Genomic DNA, 16,324 nt, shown 5'->3' with positions numbered 1-16,324 from the left:
CACGCGATGAGGCCCGACTTAGCGATTGAAGACAAAAAAGTCTGTAACTTTCTCTATCTCTGTAATGCTGCTGGTGCGAAATAGACTGCATAGCCCCGCTTCCCCAGATTGGAGACTGACCGTGACCTACAGCAACGCCATCAACCAGCTGCGCAGCACCATCGAAGCCAATGGTGCGCCCTGGAATGCGATCGACGCCGAATCGGCGGCCCGCATGCAGATCCAGAACCGTTTCCCAACAGGCATCGATATCGCTCGCTACACTGCCAAGATCATGCGCGCCGACATGGAGGCCTATGACAAGGATCCGGCTAACTATACCCAATCGCTGGGCTGCTGGCACGGTTTCATCGCGCAGCAAAAGATGATTTCGATCAAGAAGCACTTCGGCAGCACCAAGCGCCGTTACCTCTACCTCTCGGGCTGGATGGTTGCCGCCCTGCGCAGCGAGTTCGGCCCCCTGCCCGACCAGTCGATGCACGAGAAGACCAGCGTCCCGGCGCTGATCGGCGAACTCTACACCTTCCTGAAGCAGGCTGATGCCCGCGAGCTGGGCGGCCTGTTCCGCGAACTCGACGAAGCCAAGGCTGCCGGGGATGCCGTCAACACGCACCGCCTGCTGCGCAAGATCGACGAGCATCAGACTCACGTCGTTCCGATCATTGCCGATATCGATGCCGGTTTCGGTAACGCCGAAGCGACCTACCTGCTCGCCAAGAAGATGATCGAAGCCGGTGCCTGCGCGCTGCAGATCGAGAACCAGGTGTCGGACGAGAAGCAGTGCGGCCACCAGGACGGCAAGGTTACCGTTCCGCACGAGGAATTCCTGCAGAAGATCCGCGCGATCCGTTATGCCTTCCTCGAGCTGGGCGTTCCTGACGGTATCATCGTTGCCCGTACCGACAGCCTTGGCGCCGGCCTCACCAAGTCGATCGCCTACACCAAGGAAGAAGGCGATCTGGGCGACCAGTACAACAGCTTCCTCGATTGCGAAGAGGTCGATCCGGCTGACATCCAGAATGGCGACGTCTTCCTCAGCCGCGAAGGGAAGCTGCTGCGTCCGAAGCGCCTGCCCTCGAACCTCTACCAGTTCCGTGCCGGGACCGGCGAAGATCGCTGCGTGCTAGACTGCATCACCTCGCTCCAGCACGGTGCCGACCTGCTGTGGATCGAGACCGAGAAGCCGCACATCGGCCAGATCGGGGGGATGGTCAGCCGCATTCGCGAAGTCATCCCGAATGCCAAGCTCGTCTACAACAACTCGCCGAGCTTCAACTGGACACTCAACTTCCGCCAGCAGGTGTTCGACGCCTGGCAGGAGGAAGGCCGCGATCTCGCCAATTATGACCGCGCCCGCTTGATGGACGCCGAGTATGACGCGACCGAACTCGCTGCCGAAGCCGATGCCCGTATCCAGACCTTCCAGGCCGATGCCGCACGCGAAGCAGGGATCTTCCACCACCTTATCACCCTGCCAACCTATCACACGGCTGCGTTGAGCACGGACAACCTTGCCAAACGCTACTTCGGTGACGAAGGCATGCTGGGCTACGTCAAGAACGTCCAGCGCGAAGAAATTCGCCAGGGCATCGCCTGTGTGAAGCACCAGAACATGGCCGGCTCCGACATCGGCGACGACCACAAGGAATACTTCGCCGGTGAAGCGGCCCTCAAGGCTGGCGGCAAGGACAACACCATGAACCAGTTCGAAGCTGCGTAAGGAGAGTGATGATGAGCGATACCACCGCCAAAGAACCTGGCCGGGCCCGCGCCCTGCTCTCGACCGCTGACTTCAAGCTGTTGCGTCGAGCGCTGGAAAGCCACGCAAAGGCGACCGAGGACCGCGAGGAACTCGCCAAGATCAATGCCTTGCACCACCGCTTGGGTAACTATGGCTAACCCGCCAAGCTGAACGCAAACCAATCTCCTGGGGAGGAGACTACGGCCGTCGGGGTTAACGCCCCGGCGGCCGTCAACTTTCAAACCATATCCCTTGCGAAAGATTAACCGATTTCCTGCTATTGTGGCGAGATGATCCGCAACCGGAAACACAAGAAGATCGACACGGCGAAGATGTATCGCCACTTCGCCATCGTTACGGTTGGCTTGACTGCGCTTGTCGGTGTTCTTGCGGACGGCGAGGCCCAGCAAGCGATCGAAACCGAGCTGGCCAAGCAATCGGAGCAGCGCCGGCTCGAAGAAGCAGACAAGAATTCCGGCAGTCGGGAGATCATTCGCAAGGATCCGCACGCGACAGGGGCAGCTGGTAGCTTCGGATCAGACAGCGCCATAGGTTCAGCCAGCATGGGAACCGCCACTTCTAGCTCGCGCGATTTCATCAGGCTGCCGCCGGGTGCCAAGCCGGGCATGGAAATCTGGGAACGGCTCGGCCTGACGGAGGCGGAATGGTTCGCGTTGCCAAGCGAGACTCGCAAATCGCTCGCCGGCACCAATGACCCGATGATCATCGGGACGGAAGAAGAACGGCGAGAGGCGATGAAGAAGATGTCGGAGGCATCGCGTTCGAGAGCCAATCCGAATCCCGGCCAACAACCGGAAGAATCCGACTACTAGCCGCCTTTCTGCGCCATCAGGTCGAGCGTCGTTGCAACCATGGCTTCTGTTGCAGTTGCAATCACTTTCTCGGCATCCGGCGCCCAGAAGGGACTGTGCAGCGATGGCAGGGTGATCTCACCGCGTTCGGCCCTCTCCATGTCCTCCTGCGGAACGCCTCCAACCCAGAATATCAGGGATTCGATATTCTCGCGATCTGCGCGGTAGAACTGGCTGAAATCCTCCCCGCCCATAACGGATGGGACCTGCATCACGCGATCCCCGCCAAAACGCAAACGCAACCCGGCCATCACCTGTTCGGTAAATTCCGGGGTGTTGTATGTGGCCGGGGTGTAGGGATCTTCGATGGTGACGACCGGCAATAGTTCCTCCGGCAATCCGGCGGCCAGCGCCTCGGCGCGGGCGATCCGCTTGATGCCATCAAGCAGGAGCTTGCGCGAAGCATCGCTATACGAGCGTACCGTCAGCTGCAGCCGCGCCTCATCGGGAATGATGTTGTGCTTGGCACCGGCCAGGAAGCTACCGACAGTAACCACTGCGGGATCCAGCGGCGAGCTTTCGCGGCTTACCAACGTCTGCAAGCGCATCACGATCGAACTGGCGATGACAATGGGGTCCTTGGTCGTATGCGGATAGGCCCCATGGCCACCGACGCCCTTTACCGTGATATCGACGCTATCGACATTGGCGAGCGCGAAGCCCGGGGAATACCCGATCATGCCGGCAGGGAATTGCGCCGCATCATGAAAGCCAAGCACATAATCGGGCTTGGGAAACCGCTCGAAGAGTCCGTCGTCGAGCATCGCCAGCGCGCCAAGGCCGATCTCCTCCGCCGGTTGCAGGATCATGACCAGCGTACCCGACCATTGCTGCTTGCGCTCAACCAGCAGCTGCGCGGCACCTACCCACGCCGCCATATGCGTATCGTGCCCACATGCGTGCATGACACCGGTGGTGACGCCGGATGCCGGGGTTGCAGTGACCTTGGAGGCAAACGGCAAGCCGGTCTGCTCAATCACCGGCAAGCCATCCATATCTGCCCGCAACATCACGGTGGGACCGTCACCATTGCGCAAGACTGCAACTACGCCGGTCTGTCCAACCCCTTCGGTGACTTCGAACCCGAGCTCCCGAACAAGCGTTGCCAACTTGGCCGCCGTCCGGACTTCTTCAAAGCTCAGTTCCGGATTGGCATGCAGGTCCTTGTACACCTCCATCAAACCGGGCAGGTCGTCGGCGACATCATCGCGAAGATCATCCGCCAGGGCTGCCTGCGGCACCATAGCCAGCGCAAGCGCCGATCCGATTCCCCAAACCTTGTTCATGCTCTTCCCTTCATCTCAAAACCGAACCGGAGCGGAAAAACGCTCACATCCCGTAGGTCAGCGCCAACAGGAACGAGAGCGTTGTCACCATGATCAGCACCAATGGGATGCCGGTGCGGACATAGTCGCTGAAATTGTATGACCCCTCTGCCATGATCAGCATGTTTGTCTGATAGGCAATCGGGGTCGCGTAACACAGGTTGCAGCCGAACAGGACGGCCAGCACCAGCGGCTCTGCCGGGAGACCCAACTGTTTGGCAATGCTGAACGCAATTGGCGTCCCCACTGTTGCTGCTGTGGCATTGGACGCAAAATTGGTCAGGAAGGTCATAAACAGCATGATCGCTGCGATAACGATGGCCAGCTGCAGCGATCCGGGTGCATCGAACCGCAGCCCGTAGGCGAGCACCTGCCCCAGCCATTCCGCTGCCCCGCTTTCGTCGATGATTCGCCCGATTGCGATGCTTGCCGCGACCAGAACGATAACCTGGCCCGACAAGGCCCGCCCAACCCGGTCAAACTTCACGCAACCGGTCACGAACATCACGATCGCGCCCGCCAGCGCCGCAATGGCGATAGGAAGGAAGCCAAAGGCGGCAAGGCCTACAGAAACGCCCATGATGGTCGCCGCGAGCAATGCCTTGGATCGACGCGGCAATTCGCGCATGCCTTCGAGAATGAGGAGGCTGTCGCCACGGGCAAAATCCTGCAGGTCTTCCTGCACACCCATGACGAGCAAGACATCGCCTTCCGCAATTCGGAGGTCACCACCTTCACTATAGGTGTCGCGTTCTCCAACCAGCCTGTCAGGCCGGTGGATCCCGAGAACGGCGACGCCAAACAGATCGGCAATGCCCGAACTGGGCAAGGTACGCCTGATCAGTCGCGAGTCAGCCGTCACGGCCATCTCCGACACGATGATGTCCTTGCCGGTCTCGTTCGATTTGCGCTTGATCTTGTCGAGCACCCACGCCGGAGCGACTTCGCTGCCCAGCGTGCGCATAGCTTCCTCAAGCGCGTCGTGCGTGCCGGATACATGGATCTGTTCCTGCGGGCGGACAGGTCCATCACCCTTCCGGTGGAATTCGAAGTCGGCAGGCAGCTTTGGAATTACGCTCGCCAGTTCCTCATTGGCTATAGTGCTATCGGCATTAACCCGCAGTCGCGTGTGAAACCGCCGCGTTTGCTGCAGGTTCTCGACCCGGTTGTCGCGCAACAGCCTAGGCATAACCAGCCAGAGGTACGGCAAGGCGACAGCTGCTGCGACAAGCACGATCGGTGTGAAATGGAAAACACCCATCGGATCCATGCCCAGATCGACCGCGATGGAGACGACCAGGATATTGGTCGATGTGCCGATCGTCGTTGCCAGCCCACCCAACAGCGATGCCGCGTTGAGCGGAATCAGCGTTTTCGAGGCGGGCAAGGCCCCCCTCGCCGCCAGCGTGACGAAGATCGGGATCAGCAGCACCAGCACCGGGGTGTTGTTGACCCCCATGGAGAGAACAAAGGCGATCAGCAGGCTGACCAGCATCCCAAGCTGGAGATTGTATTTGAAGACGCCTTCGAGGAACCGCGCTGCCGGCTCCAGCGCTCCGGTAACGACAAGCCCCCGCCCCATTATCATCAACGCGCAAATGGTAATGAGGGCGTAGTGCCCAAAACCGGAAAACGCGATCGCAAGGCCGTCTGCCGGGTTATGACCGTCGAGAGGGAAGAAATAGAGCCCGACGGCAATAACGGCGATGGTGAGCAGCGAGATGATCTCGATCGACATTTTGCCGCGAACGAAGGCCACGAACATCGCGATCGTTACGACCATGGCAGCTATCGCATGAAAGGAAGGTGCCTCGATCATAGCCAGGCACAGGTTACCGTCTCATTCGGAGGACGCAAACGGTAATCTCTTCCGGGGCCTCGCTTATCCTGTGGGCTATGCCATTTTTTCTATCCCATTCAGATATTTATGGTTCATTCTTACCTACAAGAACGATCAAGGCGAAGAACGCTGTCGCAACCGTACCTGCCGCTCCCGCTGCAAACACGATGTCCATCCCGTTCGCCATACTATAGAGATTAAGCACGACAGCAGCGGCACCGGACAGGAACGACAATCCACCAATAATCCTCACAGTGGTGTTCGATTGCCGAATAGCTGCGAGGCCAACCCCGACCGCAGCGAGACCCATCATCGCCTTTCCGTGAAAATAGAGGAAGAAGGCGCCGTTGAGAACTGTCCGGAATACGTGTTCATCGGCTGCCTCACGAGCCGGGCCGAACTCAGCGAGCCCCATTCCCACTTGGATGACATTGACCACGCCTGCCAAGGCAACGGTTGACCAGACAAGCGGTGCCTTGCTCCGTCCAGCCAGTGGAAGCGATGCTACGAAGACGAGCGAGAACAGCGCCATCTCTGCCGTCCAGGTTGCCTTGCGCAACAGCGCATCGTCCGTCGGCGCAACCACCGCCATGTAGAATATCTGAGTAGCGACGGTTGCCAGCAGAGCCCAGGCCACAGCCTTGGCGGCCCCGCGAGGTGTGAAGGTCATTGTGCAATCCCCTGTTTGCGGCGGGCATTGTGTGCGCTTGCCACGCCGCGTTCAACCCGTCGCTATTCGTGCAGGAGACACGACAGGTTACAAGGCCAAGTTGCCAGGTAAGGGATTGTCGGATTGGTACCCCTGGCCGGACTCGAACCGGCACTTCGTTAGAAACTCGATTTTGAGTCGAGCGCGTCTACCAATTCCGCCACAGGGGCACGCTTCCAGGAGGGCGGCGGATAGCGCTGCCGGCCCTCGGCTGCAAGTAGTCTACTTCAGCGCATTAGCGAGAAGTTTGTGCAGCTTCGAGTGCAACGCATCATTGGCCGCCAGAACCTGCGCCGAATGAATGGGCTGCGATCGGCCACGGAAATCGCTGACAAAGCCGCCTGCTTCCCGCACGATCAGGCAGCCGGCGGCAGTATCCCAATCATTGAGGCCACTCTCCCAGAAACCGTCGAACCGGCCGGCAGCAAGCCACGCGAGATCGAGCGAGGCCGCACCGAAGCGGCGAATTCCGGCCACTTCCGGGCCGATCGCTCCGAAAATGCGGCTCCATTCTGCGAAGTCGCCATGTCCCTGGAACGGGATGCCTGTTGCAACCAGAGCCTCCGGAAGGGTGCGTCGCGCGGAAACGCGCAGGCGTCCGTCATGGAGCCAGGCACCGCGAGTTTTCTCAGCCCAGTATGTCTCATCTGTGATCGGCTGGTAGATTAGCGCCGCAGTTACCTCGCCCCAGCCCGAACCGTCGAGTTTGGGTTCCTGTACTGCAATACTGATTGCGAAATGCGGAATTCCATGCAGGAAATTACTGGTCCCATCGAGCGGATCGATGATCCAGCGCGGCTTGTTCGGATCACCTTCGATTATGCCTGCTTCTTCCAGCACGAATCCCCAGTCGGGGCGGGCATGAATCAACTCGTCATAGATCGTCCGCTCAGCGATACGATCTGCCTTTGAGACGAAGTCCGCAGGGCCTTTGCGGCTTACCTGCAGATGTTCGACTTCGCCGAAGTCACGCCGCAGCTTGCCACCCGCCTTGCGGGCAGCCTTTTCCATGACGCGAATGAGACCCGATAGGGCTGCCATTACTCAAATTCTTTCTGTGTCAGTCGAACGCGATCTGGATCGATTGCGCCGTCAATTCGATTTCGCCCCAACCGCTGTCGATAAAGGCATAGTCGGCATCGATCGTCGCCGCATTGATGATGCTGAGATCGACGTTCTTGCCTTCTTCGACCTTGGTCTTGCGCAGGCGCAAATCATCCATGTCGGAGAAACGAACAAAGCCCTGTCGATAGCAACCATCCTGCCCGGCTTCGGGGGCCTTGAACTCCGGATGGTCCGCTTCAAGCCGGAAATCCATTTCCAGCGTCAGCGATTCATCATCGTAGATCACCCCCAGGATGTAACTCTTGTCGAGGTTGATCTTCTCAAGTTTCGGATGGGTGCCCATTGCTTTCCCCTTCTAGGGCCGTGCGTTAGCTTGCCTTGCCGACATACGTCTGTTCGTAGACGTCGACAACGATGCGTGTGCCACTCTCGATATGTGGCGGAACCATGATGCGGACCCCATTGTCCAGCACGGCCGGCTTGTAACTGGAAGATGCGGTCTGGCCTTTCACCACCGCATCGGCTTCGACGATATCGGCCTCGACCTGTTGCGGCAGCTGCACGCTGATCGGCTTTTCTTCCCACAGTTCGAGCTGCACTTGCATGCCGTCCTGCAAGAATGGTCGTGCATCACCCAACAGGTCGCTCGGGAGGTAGATCTGTTCGTAGGTTTCCTGTTCCATGAACACCAGCATGTCGCCATCCTCGTAGAGGAATTGGTATTCCTTGGTATCCAAACGTACTTTCTCAACCGTATCCGCGCTGCGAAAACGCACGTTGGTCTTGCGGCCATCTTGCAGGTTTTTCATTTCAACCTGCATATAGGCCCCGCCCTTGCCCGGCTGGGTATGCTGGATCTTGGCAACCTTCCAGATGCCGCCTTCATATTCGAGAATGTTGCCGGGACGGATGTCCACGCCGCTGATTTTCATGAGACAAGAGCCTTGTAAGGGTGTGATTGCCGCACCTTGGCGCAGCTGTTGGCAGCGCCCTTTAGCTTGGCGCTAAGGGAGGAGCAAGGTTAGTGGAGCTAAGCGGGCCGCCATGCTAGGACTACTCCCTATGAAACGACTGGCAATTATCGTTGCAGGTGGCGCCGCACTGGCCGGCGCAGCCTCGCCGGTGCTGGCCGACGGGCCACTCAAGACCTTGCCCGTTGGCCGCTACCAATGCTCGCTGCCCGGGGATGCCGGTGGCAGCGCCTGGGTGCCGATTGACAAGAAGTTCTCCATCAAGAACGCCTCTCGCTATCTCAGCCCGAAGGGCTCCGGGACCTATCTCATGACAGGGGACGACCTTGTCTTCACTCGGGGTCCACTCAAGGACGAACAATACAAGCGACAAGGCACGGGTATGCTTAGGCTCAAGAATGCCGACGGATCACTTAGCCGGGTTCGTTGCGTCAGGACGGGTCCACTGCAATAGGGCCTACTCTCCTGCCAGCAGGGGATACGGGTTAATGGCGTTGGCTGGCTCCCACCATTCCGCATCCTCCGTCGTGCGGAGGATGGCGAAATGCAAATGAGGGGCTTCATCGCTCGCATTCCCGGTCGATCCGACGGTTCCAAGCCTTTGTCCACGGCGGACACGCTGCCCTTCGCGCAATCCGTCGGCGTATTCGGCCATATGTGCATAATAATGGATTGTGCGGCCATCGGCTGAACGAACGTAGACCGTCTTGCCGCCGGCACTGGACTGGTACAGCTTCTCAATCGTGCCCGGTGCTGCTGTGACCACGGTGGTGCCCACAGGTGCCATGATGTCGAGTGCTTCGTGCAGTCGCACACCCCCATCGGTGGTATTGCTGAATGTATCGGTGAGATCGGATGCTCGAACATTGAGCACCGGTATCAACAGGTTGGCGGATTCGCCCGCCGTCGGCTGCGAAGATTCGTCGATATCGAGCGAAGGCGCGTCGCTGGCGACCGAAGGTGCCGCTTCAGTTGCGCTCGGTTTCCGGGCCAGGCTGGCTTGCGGGCTGGGCGCAGCTGCTGCCGGGCGCGTCGATTGGATCTGGCTGTCACTGGAGGCCATTTCCATCAAGCTACCACCTGCCACGATCCAGATCATGGAGGTGACAGTTGCGGTGATGACGATAGTGAGCAGGCGATCAATGAAATTCATACGCGCATTCTAGCACTTACCGCAGGACTTTGGCGAATTTCCTGATCACCTCTGCTTCGTCTCCGTTCCAGACAGCACCGGAGACGGCTAGGAAATCGGCACCGGCGTCGACTAGTGGAGTGCAGTTCTCGGGGGTTATCCCTCCAATAGCTACACAGGGAATCTCGAACAAATTCGACCACCACTGCAGGATCTCCGGCTCTGGCTGATGCTTGGTTTCCTTCGTGGCAGAAGGAAAGAAAGCGCCAAACGCCACATAGTCGGCTCCAGCTTCCCCGGCCTCCATCGCAAGATGCCGCGAAGCATGGCACGTAACCCCGATCTGCGCTTCCCGTCCAAGCTGCTCGCGCGCTTCCTTCGGCGAGCCATCTTCTTGCCCAAGGTGAACCCCGTCCGCCTTGAGCCGCTTTGCCAGCGCAATGCTGTCATTGACGATGAAAGCCACGTCATGGGTGGCACAGATTGCCTGTAGCGGCTCGGCCAGCCTGGCAGCTTCGTGCTGGTCGATATCCTTCACACGGAACTGGAACGCTGTAACCAAACCCTCCCCCGCATCAAATGCACGTTCGAGCCGGGAGGGAAAGTCACCGCTGACATCCAGCGGTGAAACCAAGTAAAGCTGCGTCGGGATTTCGGTTTCGCTCATGGCGTTCCGTTAGCGCCACCGATGCTCTAATGACAGTCTCAATCGCCGCAATGCAGAATGCCGTGTTGCGACATCAGCTGGTCAAAATCGTCCGGCGCATCGAAGCGCACGAACACTCGGTTTTTTCCACCTTTGAGCGGTACTTTCAAATGGATCGCCCGATTGGGATAGGCAATTGCGGCCAGGTTCAGCGAACCTTTGGATTTGTGCGCACCGGATTCCCAGCTTCCAGTCCAACAGCTAATCTGAGCATATGCTACCTCAACGGTTTTGAGCGTGCCGAGCCGGAGCAACAGACGATCGGTCTCGGCAAGATGCGGGGTCCTCCGGAGCGAGCGGATAAAGAATACCAGCCAGATCGCGCCCAGGATCGATACAATCGACAAGGGCCATCCGATCCATGGCCAGCTGAGCGCTACGAGCAAGTGAACGACACCAATCTCTATGATCGATAGCCCGAACAGCACCCACATCATGGGGGCTAGACCACGGAAGTAATGGAGCTCCCGGACGTCAGGCATCCGACCCGGCTCGACTAGTCTCAACCCGCCATAGAAGCGGTGCAGATCTGGTCAATCGCACCGCCCAGTGCTGCATCGAACTCGTCGTCCGACTGGCCCTTGCGCAAGTCCTGCAGCAAGCCGCGGCTGAAGCTCGCGATCATGCCGGGGTTCTTTGCCAGGTGTTCGCAGGCATCGTCAGTCGAATAGCCGCCCGAGAGTGCCACTACGCGCAGCACGTTCGGATGGTTGATTGCGGGCGTATAAAGGCCAGGCTCGACCGGGATGGACAGCTTGAGCATGACCATGCGGTCGCCCAGGGCATCGAGTCCCTTCATGATCTCCGCCAGCAGGACCTGCTCGCCTTCAGCGCGGTCGGCAGCGGTGATGTCATATTCCGGCTCCAGCATCGGCACGAGTCCGGCATCGAGGATCTGCTTGCCGACCTCGAATTGCTGTGCGACGATTGCGGCGATGCCCCCGGCGTTGGCCGACTTGATGACCGAGCGCATTTTTGTCCCGAACATCCCCTTGGCAACCGCCTTTTCCAGCAGCGCGGGCAGCTTGTCGAGCGGCTTCATCATCTGCACGCCATTCGCCTCGTCCTCGAGGCCCTGGTCGACTTTGATGAACGGAACCACACCACGATCCTTAAGCGCGTCAGGGGCCGGCTTGCCATCGACTTCGCCGTCCATGGTCTTCTCGAACAGGATCGCCCCGATGACCTTGCCGTTGCCGAAACTGGGTGCCGTGATCACGCGGCTACGCATCTTGTGGATCTCAGCGAACATTTCATCGTCGCCGGACCATTCGCTATCTTCCACGCCATAGCCGCGCAGTGCCTTGGGAGTTGAGCCACCCGATTGGTCGAGCGCAGCAATAAAGCCGTTCCCGGTGGCGATCTTGGCGGTCATCTGTTCGGTGTTCATGGCAGTGCTAATCCCTCGATCTCGTAGCCGTGCATAGGTATGCACGCGCCCTTAGCCAGAGCCTGCTCTCGGGGCAACGTCCTTAAGCCAGGTTTTGCGCTTTCAACGCCGGGACGAGGTTGATCGCGATCGAAATCCGCGTGCCTTCGCCATAAAACGGGCGCACCGCATGCTGCAGCCAACTGGGAAACATCACGATCATCCCCGTCTTCGGGCGGATAGGAATCTCGTTCAACTGAACCTGGCCGTCCACATCGAGCAATCGCAAGTCCGGCGCAGTCATTCGAACCATCGGCATGCGTGGATCGAGCAATTGCAGCTCACCGCCGAGCGCCGGATCGTCGCTGCCCTTGTAGCCATCATCGACATAGGCAACCACTGACCAGAAGCTGCCCGGGTGGAAGTGATACTGGTTGGCGTTGCCCCTGGTCGAAACATTGGCCCACAGTTCCGGGACCCAGCCAAAGCGGCTTTCTTGCTGGCTTTTGATGTCCAACGTCTGGGTATCGGCCATTGTCATGGCCTTGTAGACCAGCGCACGCGCCGCTTCACCGCCCCACTCGAGCATCCGTGTGTTTGAATGCCATCCGCCGATGTTCGAAATGCTGATACCCTGACAGTCGCGCGCATGCTCGTCTTCGATCGCCTGCCGAAGCATCCCAATGCCTTCCTCACTCTGCAGTGTGTCGATGACGAACGGAGTCGAGAAAAGGCGGCGGGTCTCTGCCATGGTCAGCTCTTGCGCGGCCCGACCTTGCGGATGATGCCGGTGAAACTCAACACCGGCTGCTTATCGGCTGTCACGAGACCGCGAACGTAGATCGTCTTGCCTCCTCCTCGCGTCACTTCACCGCGTGCCTCCATTAACTGGCCTTCGCGCGCTGCATCGAGGAAATCGCCCGACAGGTTCATGGTCACACCGTGCGAATCCGCCATCTCGGCGCTCGCAATCGTGAAGATCGCAGAATCTGCAAAGGTCATCAGGCAACCGCCATGCATAAAACCCGCACCATTCATGTGCCGTCCCTCTGCACGGAATGCGGCCACGCGTGATCCATCAGCCTCCAGCTTCTCGTAAAACGGACCGGCGCGCTGTTCAAAAGCATCGCTTTGCCAGGTCGACCACCCTGCCCATTCGCCTTCCGTGACGGGCTGCAACCCGCCGGTGGCACCGACCGCTTCGTTCTCACTCATTCCGACCTCGCAAAACCTTCCAGGAAGCGCGCCGCTATCGGGCTATTGACCACTTCGGCCTTCACCAGCGAGTTACCCCAATAAATTGCCTCAGTGTTAGCCATGACAATCAAAGTGAGCCTTTCCTCCGGGACCTTTAGATAGAGCGCTGAATACTGCTTCTCGTTCCATCCGGAATGCCACATCAGGCGCTTGCCTTCCCAGTCCTCCAGCCACCATCCTGCGCGATAGTCTCCTAGCGGTCCAATCGCCATTTCAACGAGTCGTTTGCGCAGCGGTCCGCTGCCCAGGATACGCCCCTGATCAAAGAAAATGTCGATCTCGGCAATCGCCCTTGGGCTGGCGATGATCCCTGCCGCAGCACGAAAGTCGTCGTCCGGCAGAGGTTGCTTTACAGCCTTCCCGTCCACCACGTGGAAGGGTTCCGCCAAATACCGCAAGGCCGACCCACCGAACGGATCACGCCAGCCAAGCGCTACATCGTAATCGAGCCCCAGCGAGTAATCGACGACACGTTCCCGCACTATGTCCCGCAATGTACGCGAACGATCGTGGGGCAGAGCACGATCAATCCTGGCGAAGGCAATCGGATTATAGACGAAAGCATCACCATTGGCCCGCATATCCAGCAGTTCACGCAGCGTTGTTGGTTTGTCGCACTGCATCGGCGGGATCGGATTGCCATGGGGATCAATCCCGCCTTTCATGAAGGGAATAGGTGTTGTGACAAAATACTCGCAGATTTCGCGCCAGCGCCCGTCGCTCGACATGGGCATATCCAAGTTGAGCCTGCCCGCGAAAGCCTCTGAATAGAGCGCCGTCGCAACGATCGGCTTGGTGACCGAAGCAATCTTGTAGGTTGTCTCGGCGACGGTGGGCAGCTCGCCCTCATCGTCATAGGTCCCGAAGTAGCCTTCCCACACGACTTCGTCGTTGCGAATGATGACGGCGCTGAGCGACGGTGTGCCGCTCTCCTTCCGGAACTGCTCAAGGAATTCGCCGAAGGATTGGTAGTCCTCGTCGGCTGCTGCAAGCGGCCCCGCCGCCGCGAGTAAGAACATGGCTGCAAGCCAGCGGATCATCCCAGCGCCTTGACCCCTGGCAGCTCCTTGCCTTCCATCCATTCGAGGAAAGCGCCGCCCGCTGTCGAGATGTAGGTCACATCATCTGTCACACCGGCATGCGCCAGCGCGGCAACGGTATCACCGCCGCCTGCGACCGAGATCAACGAACCGTCCTGCGTCAGGGCAGCAACGGTCTTAGCGAGAGCCACCGTGGCGGCATCGAAGGGTTCAATCTCGAACGCGCCCATCGGTCCGTTCCACACCAGCGTGCGGCAGGTCTTGAGAACGTCACCCAAGGCCTCGACCGCTTGCGGACCGACATCGAGGATCATCTCGTCGGCACCAACTTCATGCACATTGCAAGTGCGGACAGAAGGTGGATTGGCGGCAAACTCTTTCGCCACCACAACATCATAGGGCAAATGCACTGTGCACCCGGCGTGGTCGGCTTCGTCCATGATGGCGTTGGCAGTGTCGGCCAGATCGTGCTCGCAAAGGCTCTTGCCGACATCGACCCCGCGCGCGGCGAGGAAGGTGTTGGCCATGCCGCCGCCGATGATCAGATGATGCACGCGGCCAACGAGGTTCTTCAGCACGTCAAGCTTGGTAGAGACCTTGGCACCGCCTACAACGGCGGCAACCGGCGGCTCCGGATTGCCCAGCGCCGCGTCAAGCGCCTTGAGCTCCCTTTCCATTGCCCTGCCGGCATAGGCTGGCAAGCAATGGGCTAGGCCTTCGGTCGAAGCATGCGCACGGTGGGCAGCGGAAAACGCGTCATTGACGTAAAAGTCCCCATGCGCCGCAATGCCTCTGGCGAAATCCGGGTCGTTGGCTTCCTCACCCGGCCAGAAACGGACGTTGTCGAGCAAGCCGATATCCCCGTCAGAAAGGATGCCGATAGCCTGTTCGACTACCGGTCCCATCACCTCGGGAATGAACATGATTTCACGATCGAGCACTTTCTCGACATCGCCCTGGACCATGCTGGTGGACATGGTCGAATGCCTTGCACCCTTCGGACGGCCGAAATGAGCCAGCAAGAGCACCTTTGCTCCGCGGTCTGCCAACTCAAGGATGGTCGGCTTGACCGCCTCGACCCGAGTCAAATCGGTGGCCGAGCCGTCCTTCATCGGCAGGTTCAGGTCGACGCGCACCAGCGCGACCTTGCCGGTGATGTCGCCAAGGTCGTCAAGGGTCTTGAATATGCTCATATCACCTACTTAGCCGTTCGCCCTGAGCCTGTCGAAGGGTGTTGGCACAACCGCGCTTCAACAGGCTCAGCACGTACGAATGTCGGATGCGTACCTAGAGCAGCCCCGCCATCACGCCGGTGGTGTCAATCATGCGGTTGGAGAAACCCCATTCGTTGTCATACCAGCTGACGACGCGGCACAGCTTGCCTTCCATGACCGAAGTCTCGAGGCTGTCGATTGTCGAGCTGGCCGGATAGTGGTTGAAGTCGCTGCTGACGAGCGGCTGGTCGGTATAGTCGAGCACGCCTTTCATCTTGCCCTCCGCAGCGGCCTTGAGCGCGGCGTTGAGTTCTTCCGCCGTGGTGTCGCGACCGGGGGTGAAGACGAGATCGACCAGCGAAACATTCGGCGTCGGCACGCGAACCGAACTGCCGTCGAGCTTGCCGGCCAGTTCGGGCAGGACAAGGCCGACCGCGCGGGCTGCACCGGTGGTGGTCGGGATCATGTTCTGCGCACCGCCACGGGCACGACGCATGTCGCCATGCATCTGATCGAGCATCCGCTGATCGTTGGTGTAGCTGTGGATGGTGGTCATGAATCCGCGCTCGATGCCGACCGTCTCATGCAGCACCTTCGCCATAGGGGAGAGGCAGTTGGTGGTGCAGCTGGCATTGGAGACGATTATGTCGTCGCTGGTCAGCGTGTCATGGTTCACACCATAGACAATGGTGGCCGAGACATTCTTGGCCGGGGCAGAGATGAGCACACGCTTGGCACCAGCCTTGATGTGCGGTTCGGCTGCTTCATGGCTTTGGAAAAAGCCCGTGCACTCGAGAACGATATCGATGCCCTGCGCTGCGTGCGGCAAGTTGCCAGGGTCACGCTCGCTGGTAACCGCAATGCTCTTGCCATTCACGATGATCGCGTTGTCCCCAACCTCGACCGTACCGGGGAAACGGCCATGAGTGCTGTCGTACTGGAACAGCAGCGCGTTAGACTTGGTGTCAGCCAGGTCATTGATCGAAACGAGGTCGAGGTCGTGATCCGTGCGCTCAAGGATAGCGCGCGCGACAAGGCGTCCGATACGTCCGAAACCGTTGATGGCAACTTTGGTGGCCATGA

The 16,324-nt window shown here is 59.3% G+C and carries 19 protein-coding genes and 1 tRNA gene; 4 read left to right on the top strand and 16 right to left on the bottom strand.

Annotated elements, in window-relative coordinates; translation table 11 throughout:
• Positions 1-121 precede the first annotated feature (121 nt).
• From QPW08_RS08225 to QPW08_RS08215, 3 genes are all read left to right on the top strand, one after another.
• Positions 122-1,720 (top strand): isocitrate lyase, encoded by a 1,599-nt coding sequence (locus QPW08_RS08225; RefSeq protein ID WP_284125248.1) that lies wholly within the window; start codon positions 122-124, stop codon positions 1,718-1,720.
• A gap of 11 nt (positions 1,721-1,731) precedes the next feature.
• Positions 1,732-1,899: a hypothetical protein gene (locus QPW08_RS08220; protein ID WP_284125246.1), complete on the top strand. Its 168-nt coding sequence runs from the start codon at positions 1,732-1,734 to the stop codon at positions 1,897-1,899.
• A 132-nt stretch (positions 1,900-2,031) separates the two neighbouring features.
• The gene (locus QPW08_RS08215) at positions 2,032-2,574 is read left to right on the top strand and encodes a hypothetical protein (protein WP_284125245.1); all 543 of its coding nucleotides are present in this window, start codon (positions 2,032-2,034) and stop codon (positions 2,572-2,574) included.
• Here QPW08_RS08215 and QPW08_RS08210 read toward each other — a convergent pair.
• From QPW08_RS08210 to efp, 7 genes are all read right to left on the bottom strand, one after another.
• Positions 2,571-3,899, bottom strand: a complete 1,329-nt coding sequence (locus tag QPW08_RS08210; RefSeq protein ID WP_284125244.1) for an amidohydrolase — start codon at positions 3,897-3,899, stop codon at positions 2,571-2,573. The genes QPW08_RS08215 and QPW08_RS08210 overlap by 4 nt on opposite strands.
• A 43-nt stretch (positions 3,900-3,942) precedes the next feature.
• The gene (locus QPW08_RS08205) at positions 3,943-5,757 is read right to left on the bottom strand and encodes an SLC13 family permease (protein WP_284125243.1); all 1,815 of its coding nucleotides are present in this window, start codon (positions 5,755-5,757) and stop codon (positions 3,943-3,945) included.
• 106 nt (positions 5,758-5,863) lie between these two features.
• The gene (locus QPW08_RS08200) at positions 5,864-6,448 is read right to left on the bottom strand and encodes a hypothetical protein (protein ID WP_284125242.1); all 585 of its coding nucleotides are present in this window, start codon (positions 6,446-6,448) and stop codon (positions 5,864-5,866) included.
• 124 nt (positions 6,449-6,572) lie between these two features.
• Positions 6,573-6,657 (bottom strand) — tRNA-Leu (locus tag QPW08_RS08195).
• A gap of 52 nt (positions 6,658-6,709) precedes the next feature.
• The gene (locus QPW08_RS08190; RefSeq protein WP_284125241.1) at positions 6,710-7,528 is read right to left on the bottom strand and encodes an inositol monophosphatase family protein; all 819 of its coding nucleotides are present in this window, start codon (positions 7,526-7,528) and stop codon (positions 6,710-6,712) included.
• Between the two features lie 19 nt (positions 7,529-7,547).
• Entirely contained in the window at positions 7,548-7,895 is a 348-nt protein-coding gene (locus QPW08_RS08185) for a hypothetical protein (RefSeq protein WP_284125240.1), read from the bottom strand.
• Between the two features lie 25 nt (positions 7,896-7,920).
• On the bottom strand, positions 7,921-8,484 hold the full coding sequence (gene efp, locus QPW08_RS08180; protein ID WP_284125239.1) for an elongation factor P: 564 nt from the start codon (positions 8,482-8,484) through the stop codon (positions 7,921-7,923).
• 130 nt (positions 8,485-8,614) lie between these two features.
• On the opposite strand from efp, the gene QPW08_RS08175 reads away from it, so the two are divergent.
• A complete protein-coding gene (locus QPW08_RS08175; protein ID WP_284125238.1) occupies positions 8,615-8,977 on the top strand; it encodes an elongation factor P in 363 nt (120 codons plus the stop codon).
• Positions 8,978-8,980: 3 nt separating this feature from the next.
• Here QPW08_RS08175 and QPW08_RS08170 read toward each other — a convergent pair whose 3' ends face one another.
• The 9 genes from QPW08_RS08170 to gap form a co-directional block, all read right to left on the bottom strand.
• A complete protein-coding gene (locus QPW08_RS08170) occupies positions 8,981-9,676 on the bottom strand; it encodes a M23 family metallopeptidase (protein WP_284125237.1) in 696 nt (231 codons plus the stop codon).
• Positions 9,677-9,692: 16 nt separating this feature from the next.
• Positions 9,693-10,322, bottom strand: a complete 630-nt coding sequence (gene thiE / locus QPW08_RS08165) for a thiamine phosphate synthase (protein WP_284125236.1) — start codon at positions 10,320-10,322, stop codon at positions 9,693-9,695.
• Positions 10,323-10,360: 38 nt separating this feature from the next.
• On the bottom strand, positions 10,361-10,798 hold the full coding sequence (locus QPW08_RS08160) for a hypothetical protein (protein ID WP_284125235.1): 438 nt from the start codon (positions 10,796-10,798) through the stop codon (positions 10,361-10,363).
• Between the two features lie 65 nt (positions 10,799-10,863).
• The gene (locus QPW08_RS08155; protein ID WP_284125234.1) at positions 10,864-11,751 is read right to left on the bottom strand and encodes a fructose bisphosphate aldolase; all 888 of its coding nucleotides are present in this window, start codon (positions 11,749-11,751) and stop codon (positions 10,864-10,866) included.
• 82 nt (positions 11,752-11,833) lie between these two features.
• The gene (locus QPW08_RS08150; protein WP_284125233.1) at positions 11,834-12,481 is read right to left on the bottom strand and encodes a 2OG-Fe(II) oxygenase family protein; all 648 of its coding nucleotides are present in this window, start codon (positions 12,479-12,481) and stop codon (positions 11,834-11,836) included.
• 2 nt (positions 12,482-12,483) lie between these two features.
• Positions 12,484-12,945 (bottom strand): PaaI family thioesterase, encoded by a 462-nt coding sequence (locus tag QPW08_RS08145; RefSeq protein ID WP_284125232.1) that lies wholly within the window; start codon positions 12,943-12,945, stop codon positions 12,484-12,486.
• A complete protein-coding gene (locus QPW08_RS08140) occupies positions 12,942-14,027 on the bottom strand; it encodes a serine hydrolase domain-containing protein (protein ID WP_284125231.1) in 1,086 nt (361 codons plus the stop codon). Before QPW08_RS08140 ends, QPW08_RS08145 begins: the two co-directional genes overlap by 4 nt.
• A complete protein-coding gene (locus QPW08_RS08135) occupies positions 14,024-15,220 on the bottom strand; it encodes a phosphoglycerate kinase (RefSeq protein ID WP_284125230.1) in 1,197 nt (398 codons plus the stop codon). Before QPW08_RS08135 ends, QPW08_RS08140 begins: the two co-directional genes overlap by 4 nt.
• A gap of 94 nt (positions 15,221-15,314) precedes the next feature.
• Entirely contained in the window at positions 15,315-16,322 is a 1,008-nt protein-coding gene (gene gap / locus QPW08_RS08130; protein WP_284125228.1) for a type I glyceraldehyde-3-phosphate dehydrogenase, read from the bottom strand.
• Positions 16,323-16,324 lie beyond the last annotated feature (2 nt).

It is taken from the genome of Parerythrobacter aestuarii (assembly GCF_030140925.1).
Lineage (GTDB): Bacteria > Pseudomonadota > Alphaproteobacteria > Sphingomonadales > Sphingomonadaceae > Parerythrobacter > Parerythrobacter aestuarii.
This window is presented reverse-complemented; position numbering and strand designations above follow the sequence as displayed.

Coding starts and splice junctions, on each gene's coding strand:
- QPW08_RS08160 (WP_284125235.1), bottom strand. CDS start 10,798: ATGATGTGGGTGCTGTTCGGGCTATCGATCATAGAGATTGGTGTCGTT.
- QPW08_RS08155 (WP_284125234.1), bottom strand. CDS start 11,751: ATGAACACCGAACAGATGACCGCCAAGATCGCCACCGGGAACGGCTTT.
- QPW08_RS08205 (WP_284125243.1), bottom strand. CDS start 5,757: ATGATCGAGGCACCTTCCTTTCATGCGATAGCTGCCATGGTCGTAACG.
- QPW08_RS08140 (WP_284125231.1), bottom strand. CDS start 14,027: ATGATCCGCTGGCTTGCAGCCATGTTCTTACTCGCGGCGGCGGGGCCG.
- QPW08_RS08210 (WP_284125244.1), bottom strand. CDS start 3,899: ATGAACAAGGTTTGGGGAATCGGATCGGCGCTTGCGCTGGCTATGGTG.
- QPW08_RS08220 (WP_284125246.1), top strand. CDS start 1,732: ATGAGCGATACCACCGCCAAAGAACCTGGCCGGGCCCGCGCCCTGCTC.
- QPW08_RS08145 (WP_284125232.1), bottom strand. CDS start 12,945: ATGAGTGAGAACGAAGCGGTCGGTGCCACCGGCGGGTTGCAGCCCGTC.
- QPW08_RS08185 (WP_284125240.1), bottom strand. CDS start 7,895: ATGGGCACCCATCCGAAACTTGAGAAGATCAACCTCGACAAGAGTTAC.
- QPW08_RS08200 (WP_284125242.1), bottom strand. CDS start 6,448: ATGACCTTCACACCTCGCGGGGCCGCCAAGGCTGTGGCCTGGGCTCTG.
- QPW08_RS08190 (WP_284125241.1), bottom strand. CDS start 7,528: ATGGCAGCCCTATCGGGTCTCATTCGCGTCATGGAAAAGGCTGCCCGC.
- QPW08_RS08175 (WP_284125238.1), top strand. CDS start 8,615: ATGAAACGACTGGCAATTATCGTTGCAGGTGGCGCCGCACTGGCCGGC.
- thiE (WP_284125236.1), bottom strand. CDS start 10,322: ATGAGCGAAACCGAAATCCCGACGCAGCTTTACTTGGTTTCACCGCTG.
- efp (WP_284125239.1), bottom strand. CDS start 8,484: ATGAAAATCAGCGGCGTGGACATCCGTCCCGGCAACATTCTCGAATAT.
- QPW08_RS08215 (WP_284125245.1), top strand. CDS start 2,032: ATGATCCGCAACCGGAAACACAAGAAGATCGACACGGCGAAGATGTAT.
- gap (WP_284125228.1), bottom strand. CDS start 16,322: ATGGCCACCAAAGTTGCCATCAACGGTTTCGGACGTATCGGACGCCTT.
- QPW08_RS08150 (WP_284125233.1), bottom strand. CDS start 12,481: ATGGCAGAGACCCGCCGCCTTTTCTCGACTCCGTTCGTCATCGACACA.
- QPW08_RS08135 (WP_284125230.1), bottom strand. CDS start 15,220: ATGAGCATATTCAAGACCCTTGACGACCTTGGCGACATCACCGGCAAG.
- QPW08_RS08170 (WP_284125237.1), bottom strand. CDS start 9,676: ATGAATTTCATTGATCGCCTGCTCACTATCGTCATCACCGCAACTGTC.